The following is a 24,446-nucleotide window of genomic DNA, read 5'->3' as shown; positions in this document are numbered from 1 at the left end:
AAAATAAATTATTCCGTGGTATTCAATTTACTGTTTTTTCGGCTGTAGCCAAAGTAAATTACTAAACCAATTAATAACCAAATGGTGAAATATATCCAGTTCCAAACGCTTAATTCTGCCATCATGTACAGGCACGAAATTAAACCTAACAATGGAATTAATGATAAATTTTGTCGATACGCCCAAACTGCTAATCCTAATAATGAAATTAGGAAAATCCACATTGGTATTTTGTGTTTGAATAAGCTAAAACCTGTTTCGTATTTTTGAGAATCGTTTATTGGCAGAGCATTTATCACGGTTTGATATTGATTGTCATTCTCATAATATTTACTCAAAATCACTTCTAAATCGGGTGTTGAATTCGTCGCATTATTTGCATCAAATGAAGCTAAATAATTATAAACTTGCTTTGATTGTTCTTGAGATAAAGAAGTTACAATGTCCTCTGGAGCATATATTTTCTTTTCATTGGTAATAAAATCAAGGGTACTTTTATGATTGTATTTAAAGGCATAAACTAATCCTATTATTATTAATACAGGAATAATATATTTTGAATTCACATAAGGAGTTTTAAATTTCCCTCGAGGAATATCCGTTTTATTTTGCAATACCAAAACACCAGCGCAAACCAATACAAAGGCAAATAATGTCCCTATGCTACAAAGATCCGTAACCATAGTTAGGTTCAAAAATAAAGCTGGAATTGCTACTACAAAACCAGTAACCACAGTCGCATACGATGGGGTTTTAAACTTTGGGTGTACTTTTGAGAATTTTTTTGGTAACAAACCGTCACGGCTCATACTCATCCAAATTCTGGGTTGTCCCATTTGGAAAACCAATAAAACGCTTGCCATGGCAATTACTGCAGAAACTCCAATTATAGCGGACATCATTTTTAAATCTAATTTTTCAAATACAAATAATAATGGATCTCCCACATTCAATTCAGAGGAAGAAACCATGCCGGTGAGAACCAATGCAATTGCAATATATAAAATAGTACATATTATGATAGCCCACATCATTCCACGTGGTAAATCACGTTGTGGATTTTCACATTCCTCGGCGGTGGTTGAAATGGCATCAAAACCAATATAAGCAAAGAAAACTGCTGAAACACCTTTCAATATTCCTCCAACTCCATTTGGAGCAAAAGGACTCCAATTATCTACATCTATATAAAAAACACCAACGGCAATTACCAATAAAATGATACATAATTTGACTAAAACCATCGCATTACTGGCATTTCGAGATTCCTTCATTCCTCGATAAACCAATCCGGTTATGAAGATAATTATTCCAAGTGCAGGTAAATCAGCCACTATGTGAAACCCACCAATTACTGGCGAAGTTGTCCATGCGTTATAAGCATTTTGTAATGAAGAACTTAAATTCTCAAACGATTTTCCGTTTTGCATTAAAGCGGTAGCGTCTTTATATCCATTGGATGCCGTTAAATAATCCATTTGAACCCAATCGGCTAAAACCTGTAAATTCCAATCGTATTTATGATTCAAATTGACAATAATATTATTCATCAAACTCGTAAAGTAATCGCTCCATGAAATGGCAACAGTTATATTACCAATGGCGTATTCCATAATTAACGCCCAACCGATAATCCAGGCAATTAATTCTCCAAAAGCGACATATGAATAGGTATAGGCACTTCCAGAAACAGGCACCATAGAAGCAAATTCTGCGTAAGCAAATGCGGCAAAACTACAGGCTATTGCGGTAAATAGAAACAAGAAAATTACTGCTGGACCACCATCAAAACTAGCTTTTCCGATAGTACTGAAAATTCCAGCTCCAATTATTGCAGCTATTCCAAAAGCGGCTAAATCTCTAGTTTTTAGATGTTTTCCTAATGAATTATGACCGTCAGCTTCGTTTTTAGCGACTTGCTTAAGTATATCTTGAACTGTTTTTTTTCGAAATAAATTGGAGAAATTCATAGAGTATTTAATGTTTTATGTATCTTAAAGTAAAAACAAATATAGTATAAATTTGCCTTTGATTTCATAATTTAAATCAAATACCAATCATAGATAATATCTATTAAAAAATAAATTAAAACCATAAAATAACTATGGAAGTAATAAAGTGATCAACTACATTTGTAAGTAAATTTTATAAAAATAATTAGTCTAAAATAAATTAAAATATGGAAAATTCAAACGACATTGGAAAATGCCCATTTCATCAAAATACAGCGATGAATGCTACACCGTCAAAACAAGATTGGTGGCCTAAATCTCTAAACTTAGATATTTTACATCAGCACGATTCAAAAACAAATCCGCTAGGAGATAAATTTAATTATGCTGAAGAGTTTAAAAAGTTAGATCTTACAGCTGTAAAAAATGATTTAAAAGCTTTAATGACTGATAGTCAAGATTGGTGGCCTGCAGATTGGGGTCATTACGGAGGATTAATGATTAGATTGGCATGGCACTCTGCTGGAACTTATAGAATTGCTGATGGTCGTGGTGGTTCAGGAACAGGAAACATCAGATTTGCTCCATTAAATAGTTGGCCAGATAACGGAAATTTAGACAAAGCTAGACGACTTTTATGGCCAATAAAAAAGAAATACGGAAATAAATTATCTTGGGCTGATTTAATGATTTTAGCAGGAAACATGGCTTATGAATCTATGGGATTAAAAGTGTATGGTTTTGCTGGGGGTCGTGAAGATATTTGGCATCCTGAAAAAGACATTTATTGGGGTTCTGAAAAAGAATGGAAAGCGGTTTCTGGAAGCGAAGGAACTCGTTATTCTGGAGAAAGAGATTTAGAAAATCCTTTAGCTGCCGTAATGATGGGATTAATTTATGTTAATCCTGAGGGAGTAGATGGCAAACCAGATCCATTAAAATCGGCACACGATGTTCGTGTTACATTTCAAAGAATGGCTATGAACGATGAAGAAACCGTAGCTTTAACTGCTGGTGGACACACTGTAGGAAAAGCACATGGAAATGGAGATGCAGGAGCTTTGGGCCCAGAACCAGAAGCAGGACCAATTGAAAATCAAGGATTTGGATGGATGAATCCAAAAAACAACGGAAACGGAGCTGACGCAATTACCAGTGGATTGGAAGGAGCTTGGACAACAAACCCTACTCGTTGGGACAATGAATATTTTGACCTATTATTAAATTACGATTGGGAATTAAAGAAAAGCCCAGCAGGTGCTTGGCAATGGGAACCTATAAATATTAAAGACGAACACAAAACTGTTGATGCTCACAATCCATCAAAAAAGAACAATCCAATCATGACGGATGCCGATATGGCGATGAAAATGGATCCTGCTTACCGAGTAATTTCAGAACGTTTTTATAAAGATCCTGCTTATTTTTCGGAAGTATTTGCAAGAGCTTGGTTCAAATTGACACATAGAGATTTAGGTCCAAAAAACAGATATTTAGGTGCTGACGTACCTTCTGAAGATTTGATTTGGCAAGATCCAATTCCTACTGTAAATTACACTTTAACAGATAAAGAAATTGAGGATACAAAAGCAATTATACTAAAAAGTGGTTTAACAAGAGCTGAATTAATCAATACAGCTTGGGACAGTGCTAGAACTTTTAGAGGATCAGACTTTAGAGGTGGGGCAAATGGATCTAGAATTCGATTAGAACCACAAAAAAATTGGCATGCAAATGAGCCAGCAAGATTAGAGAAAGTACTAAATAAATTAGCAGAAATTCAAGCAGGTTTAAGCACAAAAATTAGTATTGCTGATTTAATTGTTTTAGGAGGTGCTGCAGCAATCGAAATGGCAGCTAAAGAAGGTGGATTTGATGTTAAAGTTCCTTTCCATGATGGTCGTGGCGATGCAACTCAAGAAATGACCGATGTAGAATCAATGGAAGTTTTAGAACCTTTAAGTGATGCTTTTAGAAATTATGTGAAATCTAAATACATTGTTCAACCAGAAGAATTAATGTTGGATAAAGCACAATTACTAGGACTTACAGCTGCTGAAATGACTGTTTTAATTGGTGGTATGCGTGTGCTTGGAACCAATTTTGACGGAACTAAACATGGTGTTTTCACTAACAATGAAGGGGTATTAAGCAATGATTTCTTTGTTAATTTAACAGATATGAAATACAGCTGGAACCCAGTTGGAGACAATTTATATAACATAGTAGATAGAAAATCGGGGGCTACTAAATGGACTGCAACAAGAGTTGATTTAGTATTTGGATCGAATTCTATCTTAAGAGCTTACGCAGAAATTTATGCTCAAGACGATAATAAAAATAAATTCGTTAACGATTTCATCAAAACATGGTGCAAAGTAATGAATTCAGATCGTTTTGATTTAAAGTAATTTCGATGTTATTTCAAATAAAAAACCACGCATTGTGCGTGGTTTTTTTATGCTTTTTAACAACTAACTATTACATTTTCAACAATCCGTATTTTACGATGCAATATAAAGCCCTGAATCCGTCTTTCCAACCGATTTTTTTTCCTTCTTCATACGTTCTTCCATAGTAAGAAATACCCACTTCATATATTCTAATTCTACTAATTCTAGAAATTTTGGCTGTAACTTCAGGTTCAAAACCAAATCTATTTTCGTTCAACTTAATTCCTTGAAGTAATTTAGTGTTGAACATTTTATAACATGTTTCCATATCTGTTAAATTAAGATTGGTAAACATATTTGACATCATGGTAAGGAATTTATTTCCGATTGTGTGCCAAAAAAACAAAATTCTATGTGGATTACCACCCATAAATCTAGAACCATAAACTACATCTGCATAACCATCTAGAATTGGCTGCAATAAAATATTAAATTGCTGTGGATCATATTCTAAATCAGCATCTTGAATGATTGTAAATTCTCCAGTTGCATTTTTAATTCCGGTGTGTAATGCGGCTCCCTTTCCTTTATTGAATTCGTGTTTATAATATTGAATATTTAAATTTTCATTATTTTTAATGTAATTCTGTATTGCTTCCTCAGTATTATCACTAGAACAATCATTTACAATAATTACTTCTTTTTCAATATCGTTAAATAAATTAACGGTTTTAATTTTGTCTAAAATTAAATGAATAGTCCTACCTTCATTATATGCGGGAATTATTATTGATAATTTTTTAATCATTTTTTCTTTATTTAATTTTTAATAAATAATAGTGGTTTAAATTCTCTTCTCTTTTACTTTCTAATAAAAATTGTAATTTTAGTCTTGTAATTGGATAATCTACAAATGACTTTTTCTCAATTATATTTTTACTTTTTTGTATTTTAAGCAAATCTTCTTCATTGGCATACAACCAATAAGGGCTTTTTATAGTATCTAAATCGGAAATTAAAACCGATTGATGTTTTGAATTTTTAGTATAAAAATTAAACAAATGCGATTTCTGATTCATAAAATAAACTTTTTCTGTTGGTTTATTTTCATAGAACCATTTTCCTGCCATTGCATCAGCTTGAAAAGTTAATAGTTTTGGATAAAATACAAAACTTAAAAACACATTCAATACCAATACAAAACCTATCACACGAAAAACTCCGTTTATTGGTAGTTTTTTTATTTTAACCAATAGAAAAAGTTGAAGTAATATTAGTAAATAAATCAAATAATTCACTTCTGTAAAGAAAAATATTGGATACACAATTATCAATATAGCTACTAAAATACCAAATGAAAAAAATATTTTTTCCCAAATCGCAAATTGCTTGGGATTTAATTTATCAATGTATATGGCACTAATTATACTTGCAAATGGAAGTGTTACAAAAATATAATGAGGCAATTTATATCTCGACATTGAAAGCAATGCAAAAAGTAAAATAAACCCACTAATTGTAATTATTTCGGGAGTTTTATCTATTTTTGAATTTATAATTTTTTTAAACTGAAAAAATAAACCGGCATAGAGAATCAGTATCCATGGAAAAAAATCCCAGCTTATAGACCCGATAAAAAAGTGCCATGGCAAACCATTATCCCAAACATTTTCTCCCGTAATCCTTCCAAAACTTTGTAACCAATAGTAAAAATAGACTCCACTTTGGTGTAATTTCCCATTAACAACCTTTTCGGGATGCATATCGAATTGGGTATAAAGTCCGTAGGTCATTGGAATTAGTAGAATGGCTACTATAAAAATAAAAAACAACCAAGATAAATTAACTATCTTCTTCCATTGTTTTTGATATAATAAGTGAATACCAATAGGCATTAATACTGCAATAATTCCAATAGGCCCTTTTGCCATCATTGCAAAAGCAGTAAAAACAGCCGCAAAAAAAAGGTAAATTAATTTGCTTTTATGCCAATATTCAGTGATTAACCAAATTGATATTATTACACATGAAGTCAAAATCCCATCTGTTCTTATATCATTTGACATTAGAAAAAATGCCTGACATGTCGCAAATATCAAAACGGAATTTTTTGCTATTTTATGATCATAATAATTCAAAGCAAATTTGTAAATAGCATACAATGAGAATAGTAGAAATAAAAACGCTCCTATTTTGTAAGCAAAATTGCAAATTCCAAATGTTTTCAAACTCAAACTAGAAATCCAAAACAGCAAAGGCGGTTTGTCTAAATAATCATTTTGCAAATCATAGACTTGAAGGTAAGAATGATTTTGAAGCATTTCTAAAGAAATAGACGCATATTGTGCAGCATCAATTCTCATGATGTCTAAAAACAAATTATTTACATAAATAAACAGAATAATCGCACAAATGATTTTTTCAAATCCTGTAAATTCAGAGAAAAATTTAGTAGTCAATTTCATATAATTCCACTAATAATTTTAAGTTTTAAGCAATAAAATTTGAATAAATTAAAACTTAATAAGTGAATAGCGAAAATAGGAAAATTTTATAAGATTCTATTTATTTCAGACTATTAATATTATTTATAGCTATTGTATTTTCAAGCGAAATATAGAAAAGTACTATATTTGAATTTCTAATAATGCTCCTATGAAATACATTTACCTATTATTAATATTCTTTTTTTTAATATTTATTTGGTCAATTATTGAACCCAAAGAAAGTTTTACTTGCTTCTTAGAAATCATTCCTGCACTAATAGGATTAGTGGTTTTAGCGTTGACTTTCAATAAATTTATGTTTACCAATTTTACTTATACAATGATTTTACTTCATTGCATTGTTTTATTCGTTGGTGGTCACTATACCTATGCCGAAGTGCCATTATTTGACTACATTAGAGAGGTTTTTCATCAAACCCGAAACAATTATGATAAAGTGGGACATTTCATGCAAGGTTTTGTTCCAGCGTTAATTATCAGGGAATTATTTATTCGTAAAATGGTTGTAAGTAACAAGAGTTTCTTCAACTTTATTGTCGTTTCCATTTGTTTGGCTATAAGTGCTGCATACGAATGGATTGAATGGGGAGTTTCAATTTCTACTGGTGATAAAGGCGATTCTTTTTTAGGTACCCAAGGTGATATTTGGGACACCCAATCAGATATGCTTTTTGCTACAATTGGAGCTATTTTAGCTCTGGCTTTGTTTTCTAAAATTCAGGATAAGGAATTGAAAAGATAATTATTTTAAATTAAAAAGAAAAAAATAACCGCAAGGATCGCAGAGGTTTACGCAAAGTTCACTAGGGATTTGTCTATTATCTTTTTGTCTATATATCTTTCTTATTATCTCAATTTATGAATCATTGTCTAGGATTTATTATTTTGTCAATAAAATTTTAGCACGATTATTGTACCGAAGAAAATTATATCTTTAATGAATAATAAAACCTAAATATGAAAACCAAATTTATAACGCTTTTTACTTTGGTAGCCATCAGTTTAATCTCTTGTGTAAGTACGAAATCGACTTTGAAAAATGTTAATGATAATGCTCCTATTCCACAATTAACTGCTTCGAATACATTTTTAATTACAGAATTTAGCCAAGACCCAAAATACGGTTTTCACCCCGATTATCCTATCAATGTGTTTTACATGAATACGAAAGATTTAAACATCAATCAAGAACGTTTTTTAAATGCACTTTCTGGACCGAATGGTGAAAAAGTTTTCTTTAAAAAATTAGAAATCTGTTGCCCCTTCCCTACCAAAAACTGTGAAATGGGAGGTGGCTTTTTAGATCAATATGAAATTACTTGGGTTGGATTGAAACAACCGAAAAAGCTTTACCTTAATTGTTATGAAAAAGGTGATTTAATGGTTCCAATTGGTTTTGGATTAGCAAAGTAGCCTGAAAGCTCTGAGTTTTAGATATTGGAGCTTTGTTTGATTGGTGTGATTTTTTGTAAATGATTGTCAAAGATTAAAAGGATTTTAAAAAAACCGTATCAACAAATAACCGAATTAACTCACAATTCATATCTCATAATTCTTATATTTGCACTATCAAAAATAATGCTATGAACATACATACAATACCTCAAATAAAACATTCAAATAGTGGGAACTTCTTTTTATTAGCAGGGCCTTGCGCGATTGAAGGAGAAGAAATGGCAATGAGAATTGCAGAAAAATTAGTTGGAATCACCGACAAATTAGAAATCCCATTCGTATTTAAAGGTTCATTTAAAAAAGCAAATCGCTCCAGAATTGATAGTTTTTCAGGAATTGGTGATGAAAAGGCATTACAAATTTTACGCAAAGTTTCTGAAACTTTTGGTGTTCCAACCGTTACCGATATTCATACCAATGAAGATGCTGACAAAGCAGCTCAATATGTTGATGTATTACAAATCCCAGCTTTTTTAGTTCGCCAAACCGATTTAGTAGTAGCTGCTGCCAAAACAGGTAAAGTGGTAAATTTGAAAAAAGGACAATTCATGAGTCCGGAGAGTATGAAACATGCCGTTCAAAAAGTATTGGATTGCCACAACCAAAATGTAATGGTTACCGACAGAGGAACGATGTTTGGTTATCAAGACATGATTGTAGATTTCCGAGGAATCCCAACTATGCAGCAATATGCAACTACTGTTCTGGATGTTACGCACTCACTACAACAACCAAATCAAACCGAGGGTGTTACCGGGGGTCGTCCAGATATGATCGAAACCATTGCCAAAGCAGGAATTGCCGTGGGTGTAGATGGAATATTTATAGAAACCCATTTTGATCCTGCAAATGCTAAAAGTGATGGAGCTAACATGCTACACTTGGATTATTTTGAGGCATTAATGACCAAATTAGTTGCCATTAGAAAAACGGTAAATACGTTTTAATCCATTAAATAAATAATTAGCTATGTTTGAAATTACACCAACAGAATGGATTGGGTATTTGGCGTCATTAATATTGATGATTTCTTTTTTAATGAAGAATTTAATCACGTTAAGAACTATTAATTCTATTGGAGCTATTCTATTTATTATTTACGGATTTATGTTGGCGACCTCATGGCCAATAGTCATTACTAACGTATTTATTCTTGGAGTAAATATAATTTATTTGACGAAACATTTTACTACTAAAACAGCATCATAATTTATTTTTATATCAAAATTAAACTCTATTTATTTTTCTAATTTTATTATTTAACTACCAATTATATTTGATAATTTGTTATTTTTATAAAAAAAAGATGAACGAGATTATTAGTTATTTTGAGACTATACCTTCTTTACACCGCGCCTTGATATTAGCTGGCGGAATTACTTTTTTCTGGTTAATTGAAACCATAAAACCTCTTTTCTTATTGAAATACAGTAAATGGAGACACGCTGGAATCAATATGTTTTTTACGGTAACCACGATTGTTGTCAACTTTTTGATGGCGTTTATATTGTTATGGACTTCACAATGGTCAGTGCAAAACAATATCGGACTTCTTCCTTATTTAGGAACCATTAACCCATGGATTTACATGATTATTGGATTGCTTTTATTGGATTTAATTAGTGCTTATTTAGTGCATTATATTGAACACAAAGTGAAATTTTTATGGCGATTCCACCTAATTCATCATTCGGATACTTGGGTAGACACTACAACTGCTAATCGTCATCATCCAGGTGAAAGTATCCTTCGTTTTGTATTTACTGTCATCGCTGTCGTGATTGTTGGGGCTCCGATGTGGCTTGTGTTTTTATACCAATCGCTTTCGGTGGTATTATCACAATTCAATCATGCCAATATTTCTTTGCCAATTACTTTAGATCGTTGGTTGAGTTATATCATCGTTTCTCCAGACATGCATAAAGTCCACCACCATTATGAATTACCTCATACTGATAGTAATTATGGTAATATATTTTCTGTTTGGGATCGAATTTTTGGGACCTTTTCAACCTTAAAAAGAGATGAAATCGTTTATGGAATTGACACTCATATGGAAATAGAGAAAAACAATAATGTTGGGAATTTATTGAAAATTCCATTTCAGAAAAGAAGTAACTTCGAAAAACCGTAAAAAAAAATTTAAATCTAATTAAAAAGATATTGATTTTTTTATTAATATTGAACTACAAATGATTTATTAACTAAACAAAAACCACAGAATTTATTTTTCTAGGAATGAAAAAGAGTAAAAAAATTGAATTGACTTGGGATCAAAATGAAAAACTGATCACATTGGCTTTAGAAGAAAGAAATCCGTTTGAAATTATCAAAAAGGAATTTGGACTAAGCGAAACAGAAGTTCTTGAAATTATGAAAAAGAAACTTCCAACAGACAAATTTGATTTATGGAAAAAGAAGGCAAATGCCGGAAAACCTAAACCAAAACCTATCAAAATTGATGATTTTGACGATGATTTAGACGGAAAATACTACATAAAAAATAAATTTGATTAAATAAACTCCTGATTACAGGAGTTTTTTTTTTTAAAATAGAATTCGAATTACTAAAATACATCATACAGCACTCAATAAATCAAGAAAATCCTTCGGTAGTATTCAATAATTTCTTTAATTTGCCGACAAATAAAAAACTATGAAAAAATTACTATTAGCTATACTGTCTATAACTATATTGGTTTCTTGCGAAAACAAATCGGAAACCAACCTACAAATCACTGGAAATGTAAAAGGATTGCAAAAAGGAACTCTTTATTTGAAAAAATTGGGAGACAGCACCTTTGTAACAATCGACAGTATGAAAATTGATGGAAAATCAGATTTTGAAAGTAATATTAATTTGGAATCACCGGAAATGCTATACTTATTTTTAGACCGTGGACAAACTAATTCTGGAGATAATAATTTGATGTTTTTTGCAGAACCGGGGAAAATTAATATCGCTACCGATTTAGAATATTTTTATTCAAAAGCAGTAATAACGGGTTCTAAAAACAATGAATTGTATGAGACTTACAAAAAAATAAGTTCTAAATACAACGAGCAACAACTAGAACTTACTGTCGCAAAGTTAAAAGCTCAAAAAAACAAACAATTGGATTTAATTGCTTCAATAGACGAAAAATCGAATGCAATATTGAAAAGAAAATACCTTTACGCAATTAATTTTGCTGTGACTAATAAAGAATATGAAGTCGCACCCTACATCGCATTATCTGAAATAAACGATGCTACAATTATGTATTTGGATACTATTCAAAAATCGATGTCTCCAAAAGTTGCAAAATCTCGCTACGGGGTAATGCTCACAAAATATATTGGAGAAAGAAAAAAGGAGTAATTTTGTTTTATTTTGTTACTAATAAAAAACCTAAAACATATTATTACTATTTTTAAATAGTAAACAAATTGTAATGATCTTATGTAGCGTGACCGATTTGTTGTTTATAAATTAATATTTAGTTGTTAAATATTATTTGATTATTTTCTAGATTTGATATTTTATGTTTCTATGAAAAATAAATATAAAGTAGCAGTTATAATGTCGGTTTATAATACGCCATTTAATATTGTAAAAAGAGCAATTGATTCAGTATTAAATCAAACTTTTCAAGATTTTGAATTATTAATTATTGATGACGGAAGTACTACTGATTCAGATAAATTAATTTTAGAATATTCCATTCTAAATGAAAACAAAATTACTTATTTACGTCATAAAAATTGTAGCCAATCTAAATCAATAAATCGTGGTATTTTACTAACGAATAGCGAGTACATAACAGTTATTGATGCCGATGATGAATACAAACCAAATCATTTAGAATTGTGTTTATCAGAAATAAATTCACTCGATCTTATTGCTTCCACTACTGAGACAATTGTAAACAACGAATCGGATTATTATGTTCCGGATCGAAACAATCCAAAGCAAGTGGTACATGTTGATGACTGCATCCTTTTTGCTACTTTATTTGGGAAAAAGGAAGTATTTGAAAGCCTAAATTTCATGGATATGTACGGCGCAGATGCTCATTTTTATGAACGTGCTGAAAAAAAATATTTTGTTGAAAAATTAGATTTAAGAACTTATATTTATTACAGAAACAACCCTGATAGTACAAGCGCTAAAGTTAAAATAAAAAATTTAAGTTAATTGGTGATTCCTTCCAACATTAAATTATCTAATCAACTTATATTGGGATGTCACATTACTGGCGTGTTTGATGTAAATAGAAGTCAAATGCTTCAAGACGATGATTTTTCAATCATTGAAAATTGGGTAAATTCAATTTCAAAACTTACTCTTCAAGCCATAATTTTCCATAATAATTTTTCTGAATCGACGGTGCTAAAGCACCAATCCAAAAATCTCCTTTTTATTAAAATAACCCATGACGAGCGATTTAATCCAAATGTTTTTAGGTATTTTGTTTACAATCAATTTTTAAATCAATACTGGAATAAAATTGATTCTCTTTTTGTAACTGATGTATCTGATGTTTTGGTATTGAAAAATCCTTTTATTCAACCTTTATTTATTGAAAAAAATGATTTTATTTTTTGTGGAGATGAGCCAACAAATTGGAATAATAAATGGATGCAACTTCATGGCTACCATTTAAGAAGTCGTATTACTGATTATCTTGAAATAGAATCGGAATATAAATCTCATCAATTATTAAACTGTGGAATAATTGGTGGCAATATCTCTATTATTAAACCATTAATTGAATCTATTTGGCATCTTCATAACACTTATAATTTTGATAATACAAGTTCTTACACTGGAGATATGGGTGCTTTTAATTACATAATAAGGAAAAATTATACCCAAAAGTTATTTCACGGATCTCCCGTAAATTCAGAATTTAAAGCTTACTTTGACAATGGAACTAATTGGTTTCAGCATAAATAAAGGATCGTTGTGTCAGAATGTCATAAATAAATTTAATCGAAATTAAAGAAAACTGACAATTTTTACAGAAAGTTACAATGGCACAAAGATTGACATAAGCAAAGAGAGTTTTAGAAATTAAAATTAAATTTAAATTAAATTAAAATGGGTAAAATAATTGGTATTGATTTAGGAACAACCAACTCTTGTGTCTCTGTAATGGAGGGAAATGAAGCTGTTGTAATTCCTAATGCAGAAGGAAAAAGAACCACACCATCTGTAATTGCTTTTGTAGAAGGCGGTGAAATCAAAGTTGGAGATCCTGCAAAAAGACAAGCGGTAACCAATCCAACTAAAACGGTTGCTTCTATCAAACGTTTTATGGGACAATCTTTTTCAGAGGTTTCTGCTGAAGCGAAAAGAGTTCCTTATTCTGTAGTAAAAGGAGACAATAATACACCACGTGTAGATATTGACGGACGTTTATATACAGCGCAAGAATTGTCAGCAATGACGTTACAAAAAATGAAAAAAACAGCTGAAGACTATTTAGGTCAAACAGTTTCTGAAGCAGTTATTACTGTTCCAGCTTACTTTAACGATGCACAACGTCAAGCTACGAAAGAAGCTGGAGAAATTGCTGGTTTAAAAGTAATGCGTATTATCAACGAGCCTACAGCTGCAGCGTTAGCATATGGTTTGGATAAAAAAGGAAAAGATCAAAAAATTGCAGTTTACGATTTAGGAGGAGGTACATTTGATATTTCTGTTCTTGAATTAGGAGACGGAGTTTTTGAAGTATTGTCTACAAACGGAGACACACACTTAGGTGGAGATGATTTTGACCAAACAATCATTGACTGGTTGGCAGATGAATTCAATGCTGAAGAAGGAATTGACTTGCGTTTAGACCCAATGTCATTGCAACGTATTAAAGAAGCTGCTGAGAAAGCGAAAATCGAATTGTCATCTTCTGCTGAAACAGAAATCAATTTGCCTTACGTTACTGCAACGGCTTCAGGACCAAAACACTTGGTTAAAAAATTAACAAGAGCTAAATTTGAGCAATTATCAGATTCATTAGTAAAACGTTCTATGGCGCCAGTTGCAAAAGCGTTGAAAGATGCAGGTTTATCTGTTTCAGATATTGATGAAGTTATATTAGTTGGAGGTTCAACTCGTATGCCAAAAATTGCTGAAGAAGTTGAAAAATTCTTTGGTAAAAAAGCCTCTAAAGGAGTAAATCCTGATGAAGTAGTTGCAATTGGAGCTGCTATTCAAGGTGGGGTTCTTTCTGGAGATGTAAAAGATGTATTGTTACTTGACGTTACTCCTTTATCTTTAGGAATTGAAACAATGGGTGGAGTTATGACTACATTAATTGAGTCAAATACTACTATCCCAACAAAAAAATCTCAAGTTTTCTCAACTGCAGCAGATTCTCAACCATCAGTTGAAATCCACGTTCTTCAAGGAGCAAGAACCATGGCTGCAGACAATAAAACTATCGGTAGATTCCACTTAGATGGTATTCCACCAGCACCAAGAGGGGTTCCACAAATTGAAGTAACTTTTGATATTGATGCTAATGGTATCATCAAAGTTTCTGCAACAGATAAAGGAACTGGAAAATCTCATGATATTCGTATAGAAGCTTCTTCAGGATTAACAGCTGAAGAAATCGAAAGAATGAAAAAAGATGCTGAATTGAATGCTGAAAGCGATAGACAAGCTAAAGAAAAAGTGGAGAAATTAAACGAAGCTGACGGAATGATTTTCCAAACTGAAAGCCAATTGAAAGAATTAGGTGATAAATTATCTGATGAACACAAAACAGCTATCGAATATGCATTGACAGAATTGAGAATGGCGCACCAATCTCAAGATTTGACTGCAATCCAATCAGGATTAGACAATATCAATGCTGCATGGAAAACAGCTACAGAAGCTATGTATGCTCAAGGAGAACAAGGTCAACAAGCTGAAGCGCAACCTCAAGAAGCGCAAGGTGACAATGTTCAAGATGTAGACTACGAAGAAGTAAAATAACTTATATTTTATTTAATAAAAAAGAGGCTGTTCAATGAACAGCCTCTTTTATTTTTATGGTTAAGTTAAAGATTTATTTAACTTTTCTATTTGGATCTAAAGCCATATTAATTCTTGATATTAAATCTTGAACATGATATTTACTCATTTTATCAGTCATTCTAGATAGTGACATTTTCAAATCATTCTTTAAACTGATCAATTGACCTCTAGTAATTGATGGTAAATCTGTCTGAGCTAAATTTACTTTTCTAGTATTGAATCCGTAAGTAACACCTACAGGAACCGATCTAACGCTAGCTGTTCCAGGGTTTAATAATTCAATCATTTTATCGACATATAATTTTTGAATATTTCTTCTAAAGATGTCAATTGAATTTTTATTTTTCAATTCACTGAAAATTCCTTTATTTAAATCATTCATTAAATCATCAATAGAATAATTATTTTTACTTATTGAAGATGCTTCCATAAGTCGTACCATTCTGTCTCCGGCAAACAAGCTACCCAAAGTTCCATCTTGCATTGATTTTATTGCCTCCACTCCATTTTCAGGATTTATTTTCGCAAGCACTTTTTGATCTAATAACCATTTTGGAGTATTAAATAATTGAGCGTTTAAGAAAGCAACTGCATCTTTTTGAATACTTTTAGGAACAACTTGAAATTGGTCACCAGTCATATCATATGTCTTAGGACTATCATAAATACCTCCTACATTTTTAGTAACATGTCCCATATATCTTCTGAATTGTCCAGAAAGCGCTCCATATAATTCATCTAATTCTGCATAACTCTCTCCATTTTCTTTAGACCAATCTAATAAATTAGGAAGAATTCTTTTCAGATTTTTAATTCCATATTCAGAAGCACGCATTGCATTGTCACCAATATCTTCAGTTTGGTATCTTGGATCATAAGGACTAGATTCTGTTCCAAACCATAAGCGACGATTTTTGTATGCTTCTTTAGTCATTTCATTTAAAAATGCTTTTTCTTCCGCCTCTGTTTTTGTGTCTTCAAAATAAGAATAACCCCATTTAATCGCCCATTTATCATAGTCACCTATTCTTGGGAATAAACTTGTTACACCATCTTCTGGTTGAGCAACATAATTAAAACGTGCATAATCCATAATTGAAGAAGTATGTCCATTTAATCTTTGGTATTCTTTATCCCTTAATTTTTCAACAGGTGTAGCAGAACTAGCACCCATATTATGACGTAATCCAAGCGTATGACCTACTTCATGTGAAGAAACAAAACGGATTAATTCTCCCATCAATTTATCATCAAACTTTTTGTTTCTTGCTGCAGGATCAACTGCTGCTGTTTGAATTAAATACCAATTTCTTAAAAGACTCATAATGTTATGGTACCAACCAATGTGACTTTCTAAGATTTCACCACTTCTAGGATCATGAACATTAGGTCCGTAAGCGTTTTGAATCTCTGCTGCGAAATATCTTAAAACTGAAAAACGAGCGTCTTCCAGACTCATCGTTGGATCATTTTCTGGCCAATATTCTCCACGGATAGCATTTTTCCAACCCGCATTTTCAAAAGCAACTTGCCAATCGTCGATACCTTGTTTAATGTATTTCTTCCATTTCTCTGGTGTCGCAGGGTCAATATAGTACACAATTGGTTTCAAAGGCTCAATCAATTCTCCCTTTTTTTGTTTTTGAGCATCTTCAGCAGATTTTGGCTCTAATCTCCATCTTACAGCGAAAACCTTAGTGTCTGACTTCTGAGACTCTTCTTCAAAAACACCATATTGATTCGCAAAAAACCCAACACGTGCATCAAATTCTCTTTTTCTCATTGCCTTTTTAGGCAATAAAATAAATGAAGTATTTGTTTCTAAAGTAACTAAGCCCGCATCCAAACCTGAAGGAATATCAACACCGATTTTCGGTGTTGGAACCGCAGAGATTCTTGGAGGAGTTGTTGTAAATGTTTTTACACTTCTAATCTCTGTATTAATTGGAAATGTACTTATTTTTGAGATATAAGATTTGTCTTTTTGAAATGCTTGAATGTTAAGCATTTGTTTTTTTATTGGATCTAAAGAGAAAGTTTGAACATCACCATCAAATGTTGAAGTTAAATCAACAACAAAACCTGTGATTTTACCTTCTGCATCTTTTTTATAAGCTAGTATTTCATAATTCCCAATAATTGGATCAGAAGTAGAATTTTTAACGGCTTGTGCCAAAGGCTTGTCTTCATCAGGAGACATAATAACGTAAGTAATGGATCTTAAAAGTAAGTTATGACTCAAACCTTTTTCCCAACGAACTACTTGTCTGTTTATTTCTTCACCTCCAAAAATACCTCCACCTGCTGGAGTTTTAGAATATCTAGTGATCGTCATCATTTCAGTTCCTAAAAGCGAAACTGGTATTTCGAAAAGATATTTATTGTCAAATTTATGAACATCGATTAAACCTCTTTGGGTAACTGCCGTAGAATCTATTACTTTTTTATAGGGTTTAGGTTCTTTCTTTGTTTCACTTGGTTTGGAATCTGATTTTTCACTTGTAGCTGAGGGAGCTTTTGAGGGTTTTTTATTTTGTGCATTTGCCTCTGAAGACAATACTATAAAAAACATTAAAGAAACAAGGGTTAGTGTTTTTTTTACCATTTTGGAGATGTGTTAATTGTTATTAATCAAATCTATAGATATATTTTTAATTATAGACTATCTATGCTCATTTTTTTTATAAATTAACAAGTGTTGAATAAATAATTAGATACTAGACAATTAAATAATTGAATAAATTTTATAGAACATTAATTCTAAAACTTTTTACTTTGAGAATTAAATCTAATTACTCCATAAACAATTCCAAATTGAGCAGCCAAATAAGTTGACATTATCAAAATGGTAGCATTATTTATTGGTGACTGGAATTTATTGATTGCCAAAAAACTATCGGAAGCAATAAAGGCTATCGCTCCAAAAAGTATATAGAATCTGGTATTATCAATCCAAGTAATAAATCCTCTCCAAGCAAAACCTAACATTACCGAAATGGTTAATGCATAAAAACTGACTGGAATTTTTAAAGGACCTAAAGAAGGTAATAACATGTCTAAAATACTTTTTAAATAGAAAACGGTTAAAAAAATTCCTATCCAAAAAAATGGATTATTTTTATAGGGTTTTGAAGTACCCAATTTTGAGAATAATACAATATAAAAAATATGCGCAGTTAAGAAGGCGAGTAACCCGGTAATGAAAAACCACTGGTTATAGTTTGTAAAAATCAATAAAACATCCCCAATCCATGAAAAAGTTAACGCTGATAAAAGTATTTTTTTTGTTGGAAATGAATCATTTAAATAGACATACAAAAACAATGATGGCATCAAAAAAGGCTTCAAGCAAAGCGAAAAAATATCATAATTCATTAAAATTAGTAATAAATTAATTGCCGAAATGATCAAAAAACCTTTTAAGAATATTTCTTTTTTCATAAATTAAAATGTTGGCGTTGAAAAAATTGGTTTTTTAAATTCTATGAATACAAAATAAAAATTCATGAAAAAGGAAACTATTAGATAACTTAAAACAAGGTAACTACCAAAAGAAATGAAACTATTTAGTCCAAACCAATCTCCGAAATTCAAAATTATTATAACTCCAAATAAGAGTCGGAAACCTTCCCAAAAAAGAGAATATTTATTTGTATCCATCAATTCAGTATAACTATAAATAGTAATAAATAAGAAAGCACCATAAATAAAAATATTTTGATTACCAATAAATGCAATATTATTGAATAAATAACTAACCAATAATAGAGTTATGAGAGCTTGTAAAACAGACCAATAAATTAGTTTTTTGGAAAATGAAGAATTGTACTTCTGAAAATTATAAACATCTTTAATTTTCTTAACTGGATATTTCTCTTCGAAATTTTCTGGTCTCCACCCAGTCGGTTTAAACCAAATGGTGAATTTGTCCTTCCAATTTGGAGTTCTCCAAGCATCGCAAATTAACAAGCCCAGATGTTGAAAATTAATCCGGATAGGATTCCAAGTTTGAGCAGGTCTTGTAATTCCAAAAACTGGTGGGACAGAATCTAACTCTTCTTGAAAGGTACCAAACATCTTATCCCAAATAATAAATATTTGAGAGTGATTTTTATCCATATACTCAGGATTAATAGCGTGATGAACTCTGTGATGCGATGGGGTAACTAGAAATTTCTCTAGAAAACCTAATTTATTTATGTAAACAGTATGGTACCAAAATTGCAAAAACAATTGAATCGGTAGCGTTATAATTATCACTATTGTTGGAACACCAATAAGGGCTGCAGGTATCAATAAAAAGGTAAATAAATTTACAAAACTAGATACCGATTGTCTTAACGCACACGCCAAATTAAACTCTTCACTACTATGGTGTATCGCATGTTTATTCCAGAAAAAATTAATTTGATGTGCCCAGCGATGTGTCCAATATCCGTAGAAATCAATTACAATAAAGGCGATAATATAAGTCGTTATTGAAGGCTTCAAATATCCGATACCAATATGAGTTAGCAACCAATCGTAGGAAATAAAAGTAATTGTTAATCCTAAAACGTCTTTAATTGAATTGGTCATTCCAGAACTAATACTAGAAACACTATCCATTAAACGAACTTTTTTATTGAATTTGAAATATCCGTAGGCCGATTCTATTAAAATCATCAATAAAAAAATAGGCATTGCAATTATTAGTATTTTTCCGTACCGCTCCATTAATTAACTGTATTTTTTTATGATAATTGACTAAATATAAAAAGTTAATATAGTAATAACTTCTTTTCTTAAACATTAAACTATTTCAGCACTCAACCCAGCATCCAATAATTGAATACATTGAGGGATTAATTCTTTTAAAAGTCCGGTTTTTACAGTACATTTTCCATTGTAATGTACAATTAATGCACATTGTTCCGCTTGCTCAGGGGTATGACTGCAAACACGAATTAAAGTATCAATAACGTGGTCGAAAGTATTTACATCGTCATTGAACAATATAATTTCATTATTTAAAGAAATACTTTCTTTTAAAACTACTTTTTCAAGTACCTTTTCTTTTGTACTCATAGCTCTACATATTATGGTTTTTGACTACTAATTTATGTATTTTAATGATACCCAGTTGTTTCTCTCAAACTTTTTAATATAGGTCAACCCTTTTTCTATACAAGAAGCATCAATAAAAGGGATGTCTTCATTATAAAAACCACTCATTAATAAAATACCGTCTTTATTCAAACAATCAACATAGGTTTGCATGTCATTTAATAAAATGTTACGATTAATATTGGCAATAATCAAATCGTATTTTTTCTCTTTCAATAAATCAGCATCACCCTCATAAACTGTAATTTGGGTACAATTATTTCGAGCCGCATTTTCAATTGAATTAAGATAACACCAATTGTCAATATCAATAGCATCAATCGGATGAGCACCTTTCATTTCGGCTAATATTGCTAAAATTGCCGTTCCACAACCCATATCTAAAGTCTTTTTTCCTGTAACATTAGTTTCTAAGAGATGTTGGATCATCATGTGTGTTGTTTCATGGTGACCGGTGCCAAAGCTCATTTTTGGCTCAATTACAATATCATACTTAGCATCGTTTTTTGGATGAAATGGAGCACGAACATGGCAAACTCCATCAACTTCAATGGCTTCAAAATTCTTTTCCCATTCTTCATTCCAATTTACTTGATCAATTTCTTCAATTGTATATGAAATTTGAAATTCAGGTGAACTTAGAATATGTAAATCTTGGAGAATATTCTCTGTCCAAAATTGTTTTTGAATGTAAGCCACGATACCCAAATCGCTTTCTATAAAACTTTCAAAGGGCAATTCACCCAATTCAGCAACCAATATCTCCGACCCTAATTCTTTCGGTTCCACTGAAAAATGAAATCCTAAATATATATTTGACATGTTTTTTATTTATTTTTTTTACACAAAAGGCACATAAGAAAAGTAAAAGCAACAAAGGTTTTTTGCCACGAAATAAATGAATTATTTCGATTTTTTTTTATTTGTGTAAACCTTTGAAATAGGTACTGTTTTAAGTCTATTATCTTTTGGTCTATTTAAATTGCGTTTACGATAGCTGCAAAATCTTCAGCCTTTAAAGCTGCACCTCCAATTAATCCTCCATCTACATCAGGTTTTGAAAAAATTTCTTTTGCGTTATCTGGTTTTACACTTCCCCCATAAAGAATTGAAACGCTTTCTGCAACATTACTTCCAAACGCTTTTCTAACTGTTTCTCTTATGAATTCGTGCATTTCTTGAGCTTGATCTGGACTTGCTGTTTCGCCTGTTCCAATTGCCCAAACTGGCTCATAAGCTAAAACTATATTCTCCCAAGATGCCGATTCTATATGAAACAATCCATCTCTCAATTGGTTTTCAACAATATTAAAATGATTTCCTGATTGACGGTCTTTCAATTCTTCACCAAAGCAAAAAATAGCAGTCATATTATGACTAATTGCTGTGTCTACTTTATTTGCTATCATAGCGTCGGTTTCATTAAAATAAGCGCGACGTTCTGAATGACCAAGTATAACTGCATTAACTCCTATACTTTGCAACATATTTGCAGAAATTTCACCTGTAAAAGCACCGCTCTCAGCTTGATGCATGTTTTGCGCAGCTACGCCAATATTGGTGTATTCTAAATGATTTACTGCAGATTGTAAATTCACAAATGTTGGTGCTACAATAATTTGAACTTCCTTATCGGTTGGTAATTTATCAATCAATTCATTCAATAAATCTTCAGTTTGTTCTGAATTTTTATGCATCTTCCAGTTTCCTGCTACAATTTTAGTTCTCATTATTATAATTTATATTTTATGTGTTATTCAATTCCAAGTTTTTATTTTTTTTTGTCACTTCAGCTATTATTTTTTCTCTTCTGTCAATGTTTTTTGAATCAACTCAAAGTCGGTTTCAATAGCTCTATACAAACTGATTTTGGATTTTTTATTTACAATTATGTATCTTGGAATCCAGTCTAAATCTAAAGATTTCCCAAAAGATCCTTTCATTCCGTCTTTAATTAAATAGTGATCTCCTTTTAATTCGTGTTTATTGATTCCTTCTTTCCATTTGTCAAAAGTTTTATCACATGAAAAAAACACATAAACCACATCTGGATTATTATTTTGTAATTCTTTTATTTTTGGCATTGCTTTTACACAATCGCTACACCAAGAAGCCCAGAATTCTAATACTACTGTTTTTCCTTTGTATTTATCGACAAACGATTGAAACGAAACCTCCGATCCATCCATCGCGATAACATTTTCGCCTAATGTTTCTTTCGAGAATTCATTTTTTTGAGCTTTAGAACAAGAAAATGAGACTAAGGCAACGAATAGTGCTATTGTTTTTTTCATATTATAAATTAGTTGTTTATTAAACGGTTATTTGTATTATTGTTTAATTGTATAATCGTGTAACCAATTAAACGGTTAAACTCTTATTTGCTTTTCAAAGCAGAATATGGTTTTTGAATCAAAGTTAAATAATCAGACGCAATGAATTTATTATCAGTAATTCCATAATAGTATTTAAACTCATTACCATTCCATAAATATTTAACCCCAGGAGTGTCTTTTCCTGAGCCTAATACATTCCAAAATGGAATTACTTCAATTAATTTATAAGGATATTTTGCTCCAGCAAATTTGAAAAAGTCCGGAATTAAATCGGCCTCTTCATTCATAAAAATAATTCTAATTTCTGGAAAGTTCTTATCCTTAGCTTTCATTTCAGTTAATTCTTTGGCCACCTCACGGCAATGATCACAACCAGGAACAAAAAAGCAAAGTGTTTTTCTACCTTTATCAATTGAAGCAAAATAGGAACTATATCCCGATTTTTTATGTATTGGTTCGTCTTTTATTTCCTTAATAATATTCTTTGCAGTATCTATTTTTTTAGTTTCAATTACAGGCTCCGTTTTTAACGTGTCATTTGTTTCAATTATAGCTGTTTCCTCAGGTTCAGCACCTGTAACATCAACCAAATTTGATTCAGCCTGCATTGGAGCTATCATAAACAATAGTAATATAAAGGAAACCGTTACGGTAGTTAATACCCAAAAATTACTTTTGGTTTCGTCTTTTTTAGGCATGATTTTTAGTAAAACTATTAATAAAATCATAGCAACAACATTTTTCAAAATCGCTTGAATTGGTGTCATTGGCAACAAACTTCCAAAACATCCACAATTCCCTGAATTACCACCATTTTGAAAAGTTTCAATACTTAAATGGGTTGTAAATACAGCTAACATTAATAAAGTAGCTGGAATAACTAATTTTCTAAGGTAATGTTTTTGCAAAATTAAAATCCCAAGTGCAAATTCAATTCCAATTAATATTCGTGAAAAAAATGGAGCAACATCTCCCGAAAAACCAAGCGGATACAACTGTTTTACTTCAAAAGTAGAAATTGCAAAATAAGGTGAAGGATATAATTTTGCAACCGCAGATAATAAAAATAAAAATGAAATACTTATTCTAATTGCAAGTGGAGCATATTTTTCTTTAGTTGTCATAATCTATTATTTAAATTATTTATGAAAATTCATTAAGATTAATGCAAAAACAGCATAATTAATCATATCTTGATAATTGGCATCAATACCTTCAGAAACAAGCGTTTTACCTTTATTATCTTCAATTTGTTTTACACGAAGTAACTTTTGCAAAATCAAATCAGTTAAAGAATTTACTCGCATTTCGCGCCAAGCTTCACCATAATCATGGTTTTTATTCTCCATTAATTCTTTAGTCTCTTTGATTTTTGCATCATAATGCCAAGTAGCTTTTTCTACATCTAAATCCGGTTGTTCAACTATTCCTAATTCCAACTGAATTAAAGCCATAATCGAATAATTAATTATCCCAATAAACTCTCCCGCCTCTCCTTCGTCTACTTTACGAACCTCATTTTCTTGCAAACTACGAATTCTTTGTGCTTTAATATAAATTTGATCGGTCAATGACGGCAATCTTAATATTCGCCATGCACTACCATAATCTTTCATTTTATTAACAAACAAAGTTCTGCATATTGAAATTACCTTATCGTATTCTTGAGAAGTAGTATCCATTTATTG

Annotated in this window: 23 protein-coding genes; 11 read left to right on the top strand and 12 right to left on the bottom strand. The window is 31.3% G+C overall.

Going from position 1 to position 24,446, the window contains the following annotated elements; all coding sequences use genetic code 11:
- Nucleotides 1-8: 8 nt before the first annotated feature.
- Nucleotides 9-1,970 (bottom strand): amino acid permease, encoded by a 1,962-nt coding sequence (locus tag AC9UFV_RS06590; RefSeq protein ID WP_509574068.1) that lies wholly within the window; start codon nucleotides 1,968-1,970, stop codon nucleotides 9-11.
- Between the two features lie 209 nt (nucleotides 1,971-2,179).
- On the opposite strand from AC9UFV_RS06590, the gene katG reads away from it, so the two are divergent.
- A complete protein-coding gene (gene katG / locus AC9UFV_RS06585) occupies nucleotides 2,180-4,363 on the top strand; it encodes a catalase/peroxidase HPI (RefSeq protein ID WP_509574066.1) in 2,184 nt (727 codons plus the stop codon).
- A 70-nt stretch (nucleotides 4,364-4,433) separates the two neighbouring features.
- Here katG and AC9UFV_RS06580 read toward each other — a convergent pair whose 3' ends face one another.
- Nucleotides 4,434-5,153 carry a glycosyltransferase family 2 protein gene (locus AC9UFV_RS06580; RefSeq protein ID WP_509574064.1) on the bottom strand — a complete coding sequence of 240 codons (720 nt, stop codon included), beginning with the start codon at nucleotides 5,151-5,153 and terminating at the stop codon, nucleotides 4,434-4,436.
- A gap of 7 nt (nucleotides 5,154-5,160) precedes the next feature.
- On the bottom strand, nucleotides 5,161-6,810 hold the full coding sequence (locus AC9UFV_RS06575; RefSeq protein WP_509574062.1) for an ArnT family glycosyltransferase: 1,650 nt from the start codon (nucleotides 6,808-6,810) through the stop codon (nucleotides 5,161-5,163).
- A gap of 190 nt (nucleotides 6,811-7,000) precedes the next feature.
- On the opposite strand from AC9UFV_RS06575, the gene AC9UFV_RS06570 reads away from it, so the two are divergent.
- The 10 genes from AC9UFV_RS06570 to dnaK all read left to right on the top strand — a co-directional run bounded on the left by AC9UFV_RS06570 (nucleotide 7,001) and on the right by dnaK (nucleotide 15,274).
- On the top strand, nucleotides 7,001-7,594 hold the full coding sequence (locus tag AC9UFV_RS06570; RefSeq protein ID WP_509574060.1) for a DUF2238 domain-containing protein: 594 nt from the start codon (nucleotides 7,001-7,003) through the stop codon (nucleotides 7,592-7,594).
- A 215-nt stretch (nucleotides 7,595-7,809) separates the two neighbouring features.
- Nucleotides 7,810-8,265, top strand: a complete 456-nt coding sequence (locus AC9UFV_RS06565) for a 2-dehydro-3-deoxyphosphooctonate aldolase (RefSeq protein WP_509574058.1) — start codon at nucleotides 7,810-7,812, stop codon at nucleotides 8,263-8,265.
- Between the two features lie 170 nt (nucleotides 8,266-8,435).
- Nucleotides 8,436-9,254, top strand: coding sequence for a 3-deoxy-8-phosphooctulonate synthase (gene kdsA / locus AC9UFV_RS06560; protein ID WP_509574057.1), 819 nt, complete (start codon nucleotides 8,436-8,438; stop codon nucleotides 9,252-9,254).
- 22 nt (nucleotides 9,255-9,276) lie between these two features.
- The gene (locus AC9UFV_RS06555; RefSeq protein ID WP_509574054.1) at nucleotides 9,277-9,516 is read left to right on the top strand and encodes a uroporphyrinogen decarboxylase; all 240 of its coding nucleotides are present in this window, start codon (nucleotides 9,277-9,279) and stop codon (nucleotides 9,514-9,516) included.
- A 97-nt stretch (nucleotides 9,517-9,613) separates the two neighbouring features.
- Nucleotides 9,614-10,441, top strand: coding sequence for a sterol desaturase family protein (locus AC9UFV_RS06550; protein WP_509574052.1), 828 nt, complete (start codon nucleotides 9,614-9,616; stop codon nucleotides 10,439-10,441).
- Nucleotides 10,442-10,545: 104 nt separating this feature from the next.
- Nucleotides 10,546-10,824, top strand: a complete 279-nt coding sequence (locus AC9UFV_RS06545) for a DUF2805 domain-containing protein (protein ID WP_027311345.1) — start codon at nucleotides 10,546-10,548, stop codon at nucleotides 10,822-10,824.
- Between the two features lie 139 nt (nucleotides 10,825-10,963).
- Nucleotides 10,964-11,668, top strand: a complete 705-nt coding sequence (locus AC9UFV_RS06540; RefSeq protein WP_509574050.1) for a DUF4369 domain-containing protein — start codon at nucleotides 10,964-10,966, stop codon at nucleotides 11,666-11,668.
- A gap of 171 nt (nucleotides 11,669-11,839) precedes the next feature.
- Nucleotides 11,840-12,484 (top strand): glycosyltransferase family 2 protein, encoded by a 645-nt coding sequence (locus tag AC9UFV_RS06535; protein ID WP_509574048.1) that lies wholly within the window; start codon nucleotides 11,840-11,842, stop codon nucleotides 12,482-12,484.
- A complete protein-coding gene (locus tag AC9UFV_RS06530; protein ID WP_509574046.1) occupies nucleotides 12,485-13,246 on the top strand; it encodes a hypothetical protein in 762 nt (253 codons plus the stop codon).
- A gap of 144 nt (nucleotides 13,247-13,390) precedes the next feature.
- Nucleotides 13,391-15,274, top strand: coding sequence for a molecular chaperone DnaK (gene dnaK / locus AC9UFV_RS06525; RefSeq protein WP_509574044.1), 1,884 nt, complete (start codon nucleotides 13,391-13,393; stop codon nucleotides 15,272-15,274).
- 73 nt (nucleotides 15,275-15,347) lie between these two features.
- Here dnaK and AC9UFV_RS06520 read toward each other — a convergent pair whose 3' ends face one another.
- The 9 genes from AC9UFV_RS06520 to AC9UFV_RS06480 all read right to left on the bottom strand — a co-directional run bounded on the left by AC9UFV_RS06520 (nucleotide 15,348) and on the right by AC9UFV_RS06480 (nucleotide 24,440).
- The gene (locus AC9UFV_RS06520; RefSeq protein WP_509574041.1) at nucleotides 15,348-17,921 is read right to left on the bottom strand and encodes a zinc-dependent metalloprotease; all 2,574 of its coding nucleotides are present in this window, start codon (nucleotides 17,919-17,921) and stop codon (nucleotides 15,348-15,350) included.
- 155 nt (nucleotides 17,922-18,076) lie between these two features.
- The gene (locus AC9UFV_RS06515; RefSeq protein WP_509574039.1) at nucleotides 18,077-18,757 is read right to left on the bottom strand and encodes a lysoplasmalogenase; all 681 of its coding nucleotides are present in this window, start codon (nucleotides 18,755-18,757) and stop codon (nucleotides 18,077-18,079) included.
- A 3-nt stretch (nucleotides 18,758-18,760) separates the two neighbouring features.
- Nucleotides 18,761-20,032 (bottom strand): sterol desaturase family protein, encoded by a 1,272-nt coding sequence (locus tag AC9UFV_RS06510; RefSeq protein WP_509574036.1) that lies wholly within the window; start codon nucleotides 20,030-20,032, stop codon nucleotides 18,761-18,763.
- A gap of 75 nt (nucleotides 20,033-20,107) precedes the next feature.
- On the bottom strand, nucleotides 20,108-20,383 hold the full coding sequence (locus AC9UFV_RS06505; protein ID WP_509574034.1) for an ATP-dependent Clp protease adaptor ClpS: 276 nt from the start codon (nucleotides 20,381-20,383) through the stop codon (nucleotides 20,108-20,110).
- Nucleotides 20,384-20,410: 27 nt separating this feature from the next.
- Nucleotides 20,411-21,244 (bottom strand): 50S ribosomal protein L11 methyltransferase, encoded by an 834-nt coding sequence (gene prmA, locus AC9UFV_RS06500; protein WP_509574032.1) that lies wholly within the window; start codon nucleotides 21,242-21,244, stop codon nucleotides 20,411-20,413.
- A gap of 155 nt (nucleotides 21,245-21,399) precedes the next feature.
- On the bottom strand, nucleotides 21,400-22,152 hold the full coding sequence (tpiA, locus tag AC9UFV_RS06495) for a triose-phosphate isomerase (RefSeq protein ID WP_509574030.1): 753 nt from the start codon (nucleotides 22,150-22,152) through the stop codon (nucleotides 21,400-21,402).
- A gap of 66 nt (nucleotides 22,153-22,218) precedes the next feature.
- Nucleotides 22,219-22,716 (bottom strand): TlpA family protein disulfide reductase, encoded by a 498-nt coding sequence (locus AC9UFV_RS06490; protein WP_509574028.1) that lies wholly within the window; start codon nucleotides 22,714-22,716, stop codon nucleotides 22,219-22,221.
- Between the two features lie 83 nt (nucleotides 22,717-22,799).
- Nucleotides 22,800-23,882 (bottom strand): MauE/DoxX family redox-associated membrane protein, encoded by a 1,083-nt coding sequence (locus tag AC9UFV_RS06485; protein WP_509574027.1) that lies wholly within the window; start codon nucleotides 23,880-23,882, stop codon nucleotides 22,800-22,802.
- Between the two features lie 15 nt (nucleotides 23,883-23,897).
- Entirely contained in the window at nucleotides 23,898-24,440 is a 543-nt protein-coding gene (locus tag AC9UFV_RS06480; protein WP_509574025.1) for a DUF1599 domain-containing protein, read from the bottom strand.
- Nucleotides 24,441-24,446 lie beyond the last annotated feature (6 nt).

Source organism: Flavobacterium sp. (genome assembly GCF_044349645.1).
Lineage (GTDB): Bacteria > Bacteroidota > Bacteroidia > Flavobacteriales > Flavobacteriaceae > Flavobacterium.
The sequence above is the reverse complement of the archived record's forward strand: the minus strand, read 5'-3'. Positions and strand labels throughout refer to the sequence as shown.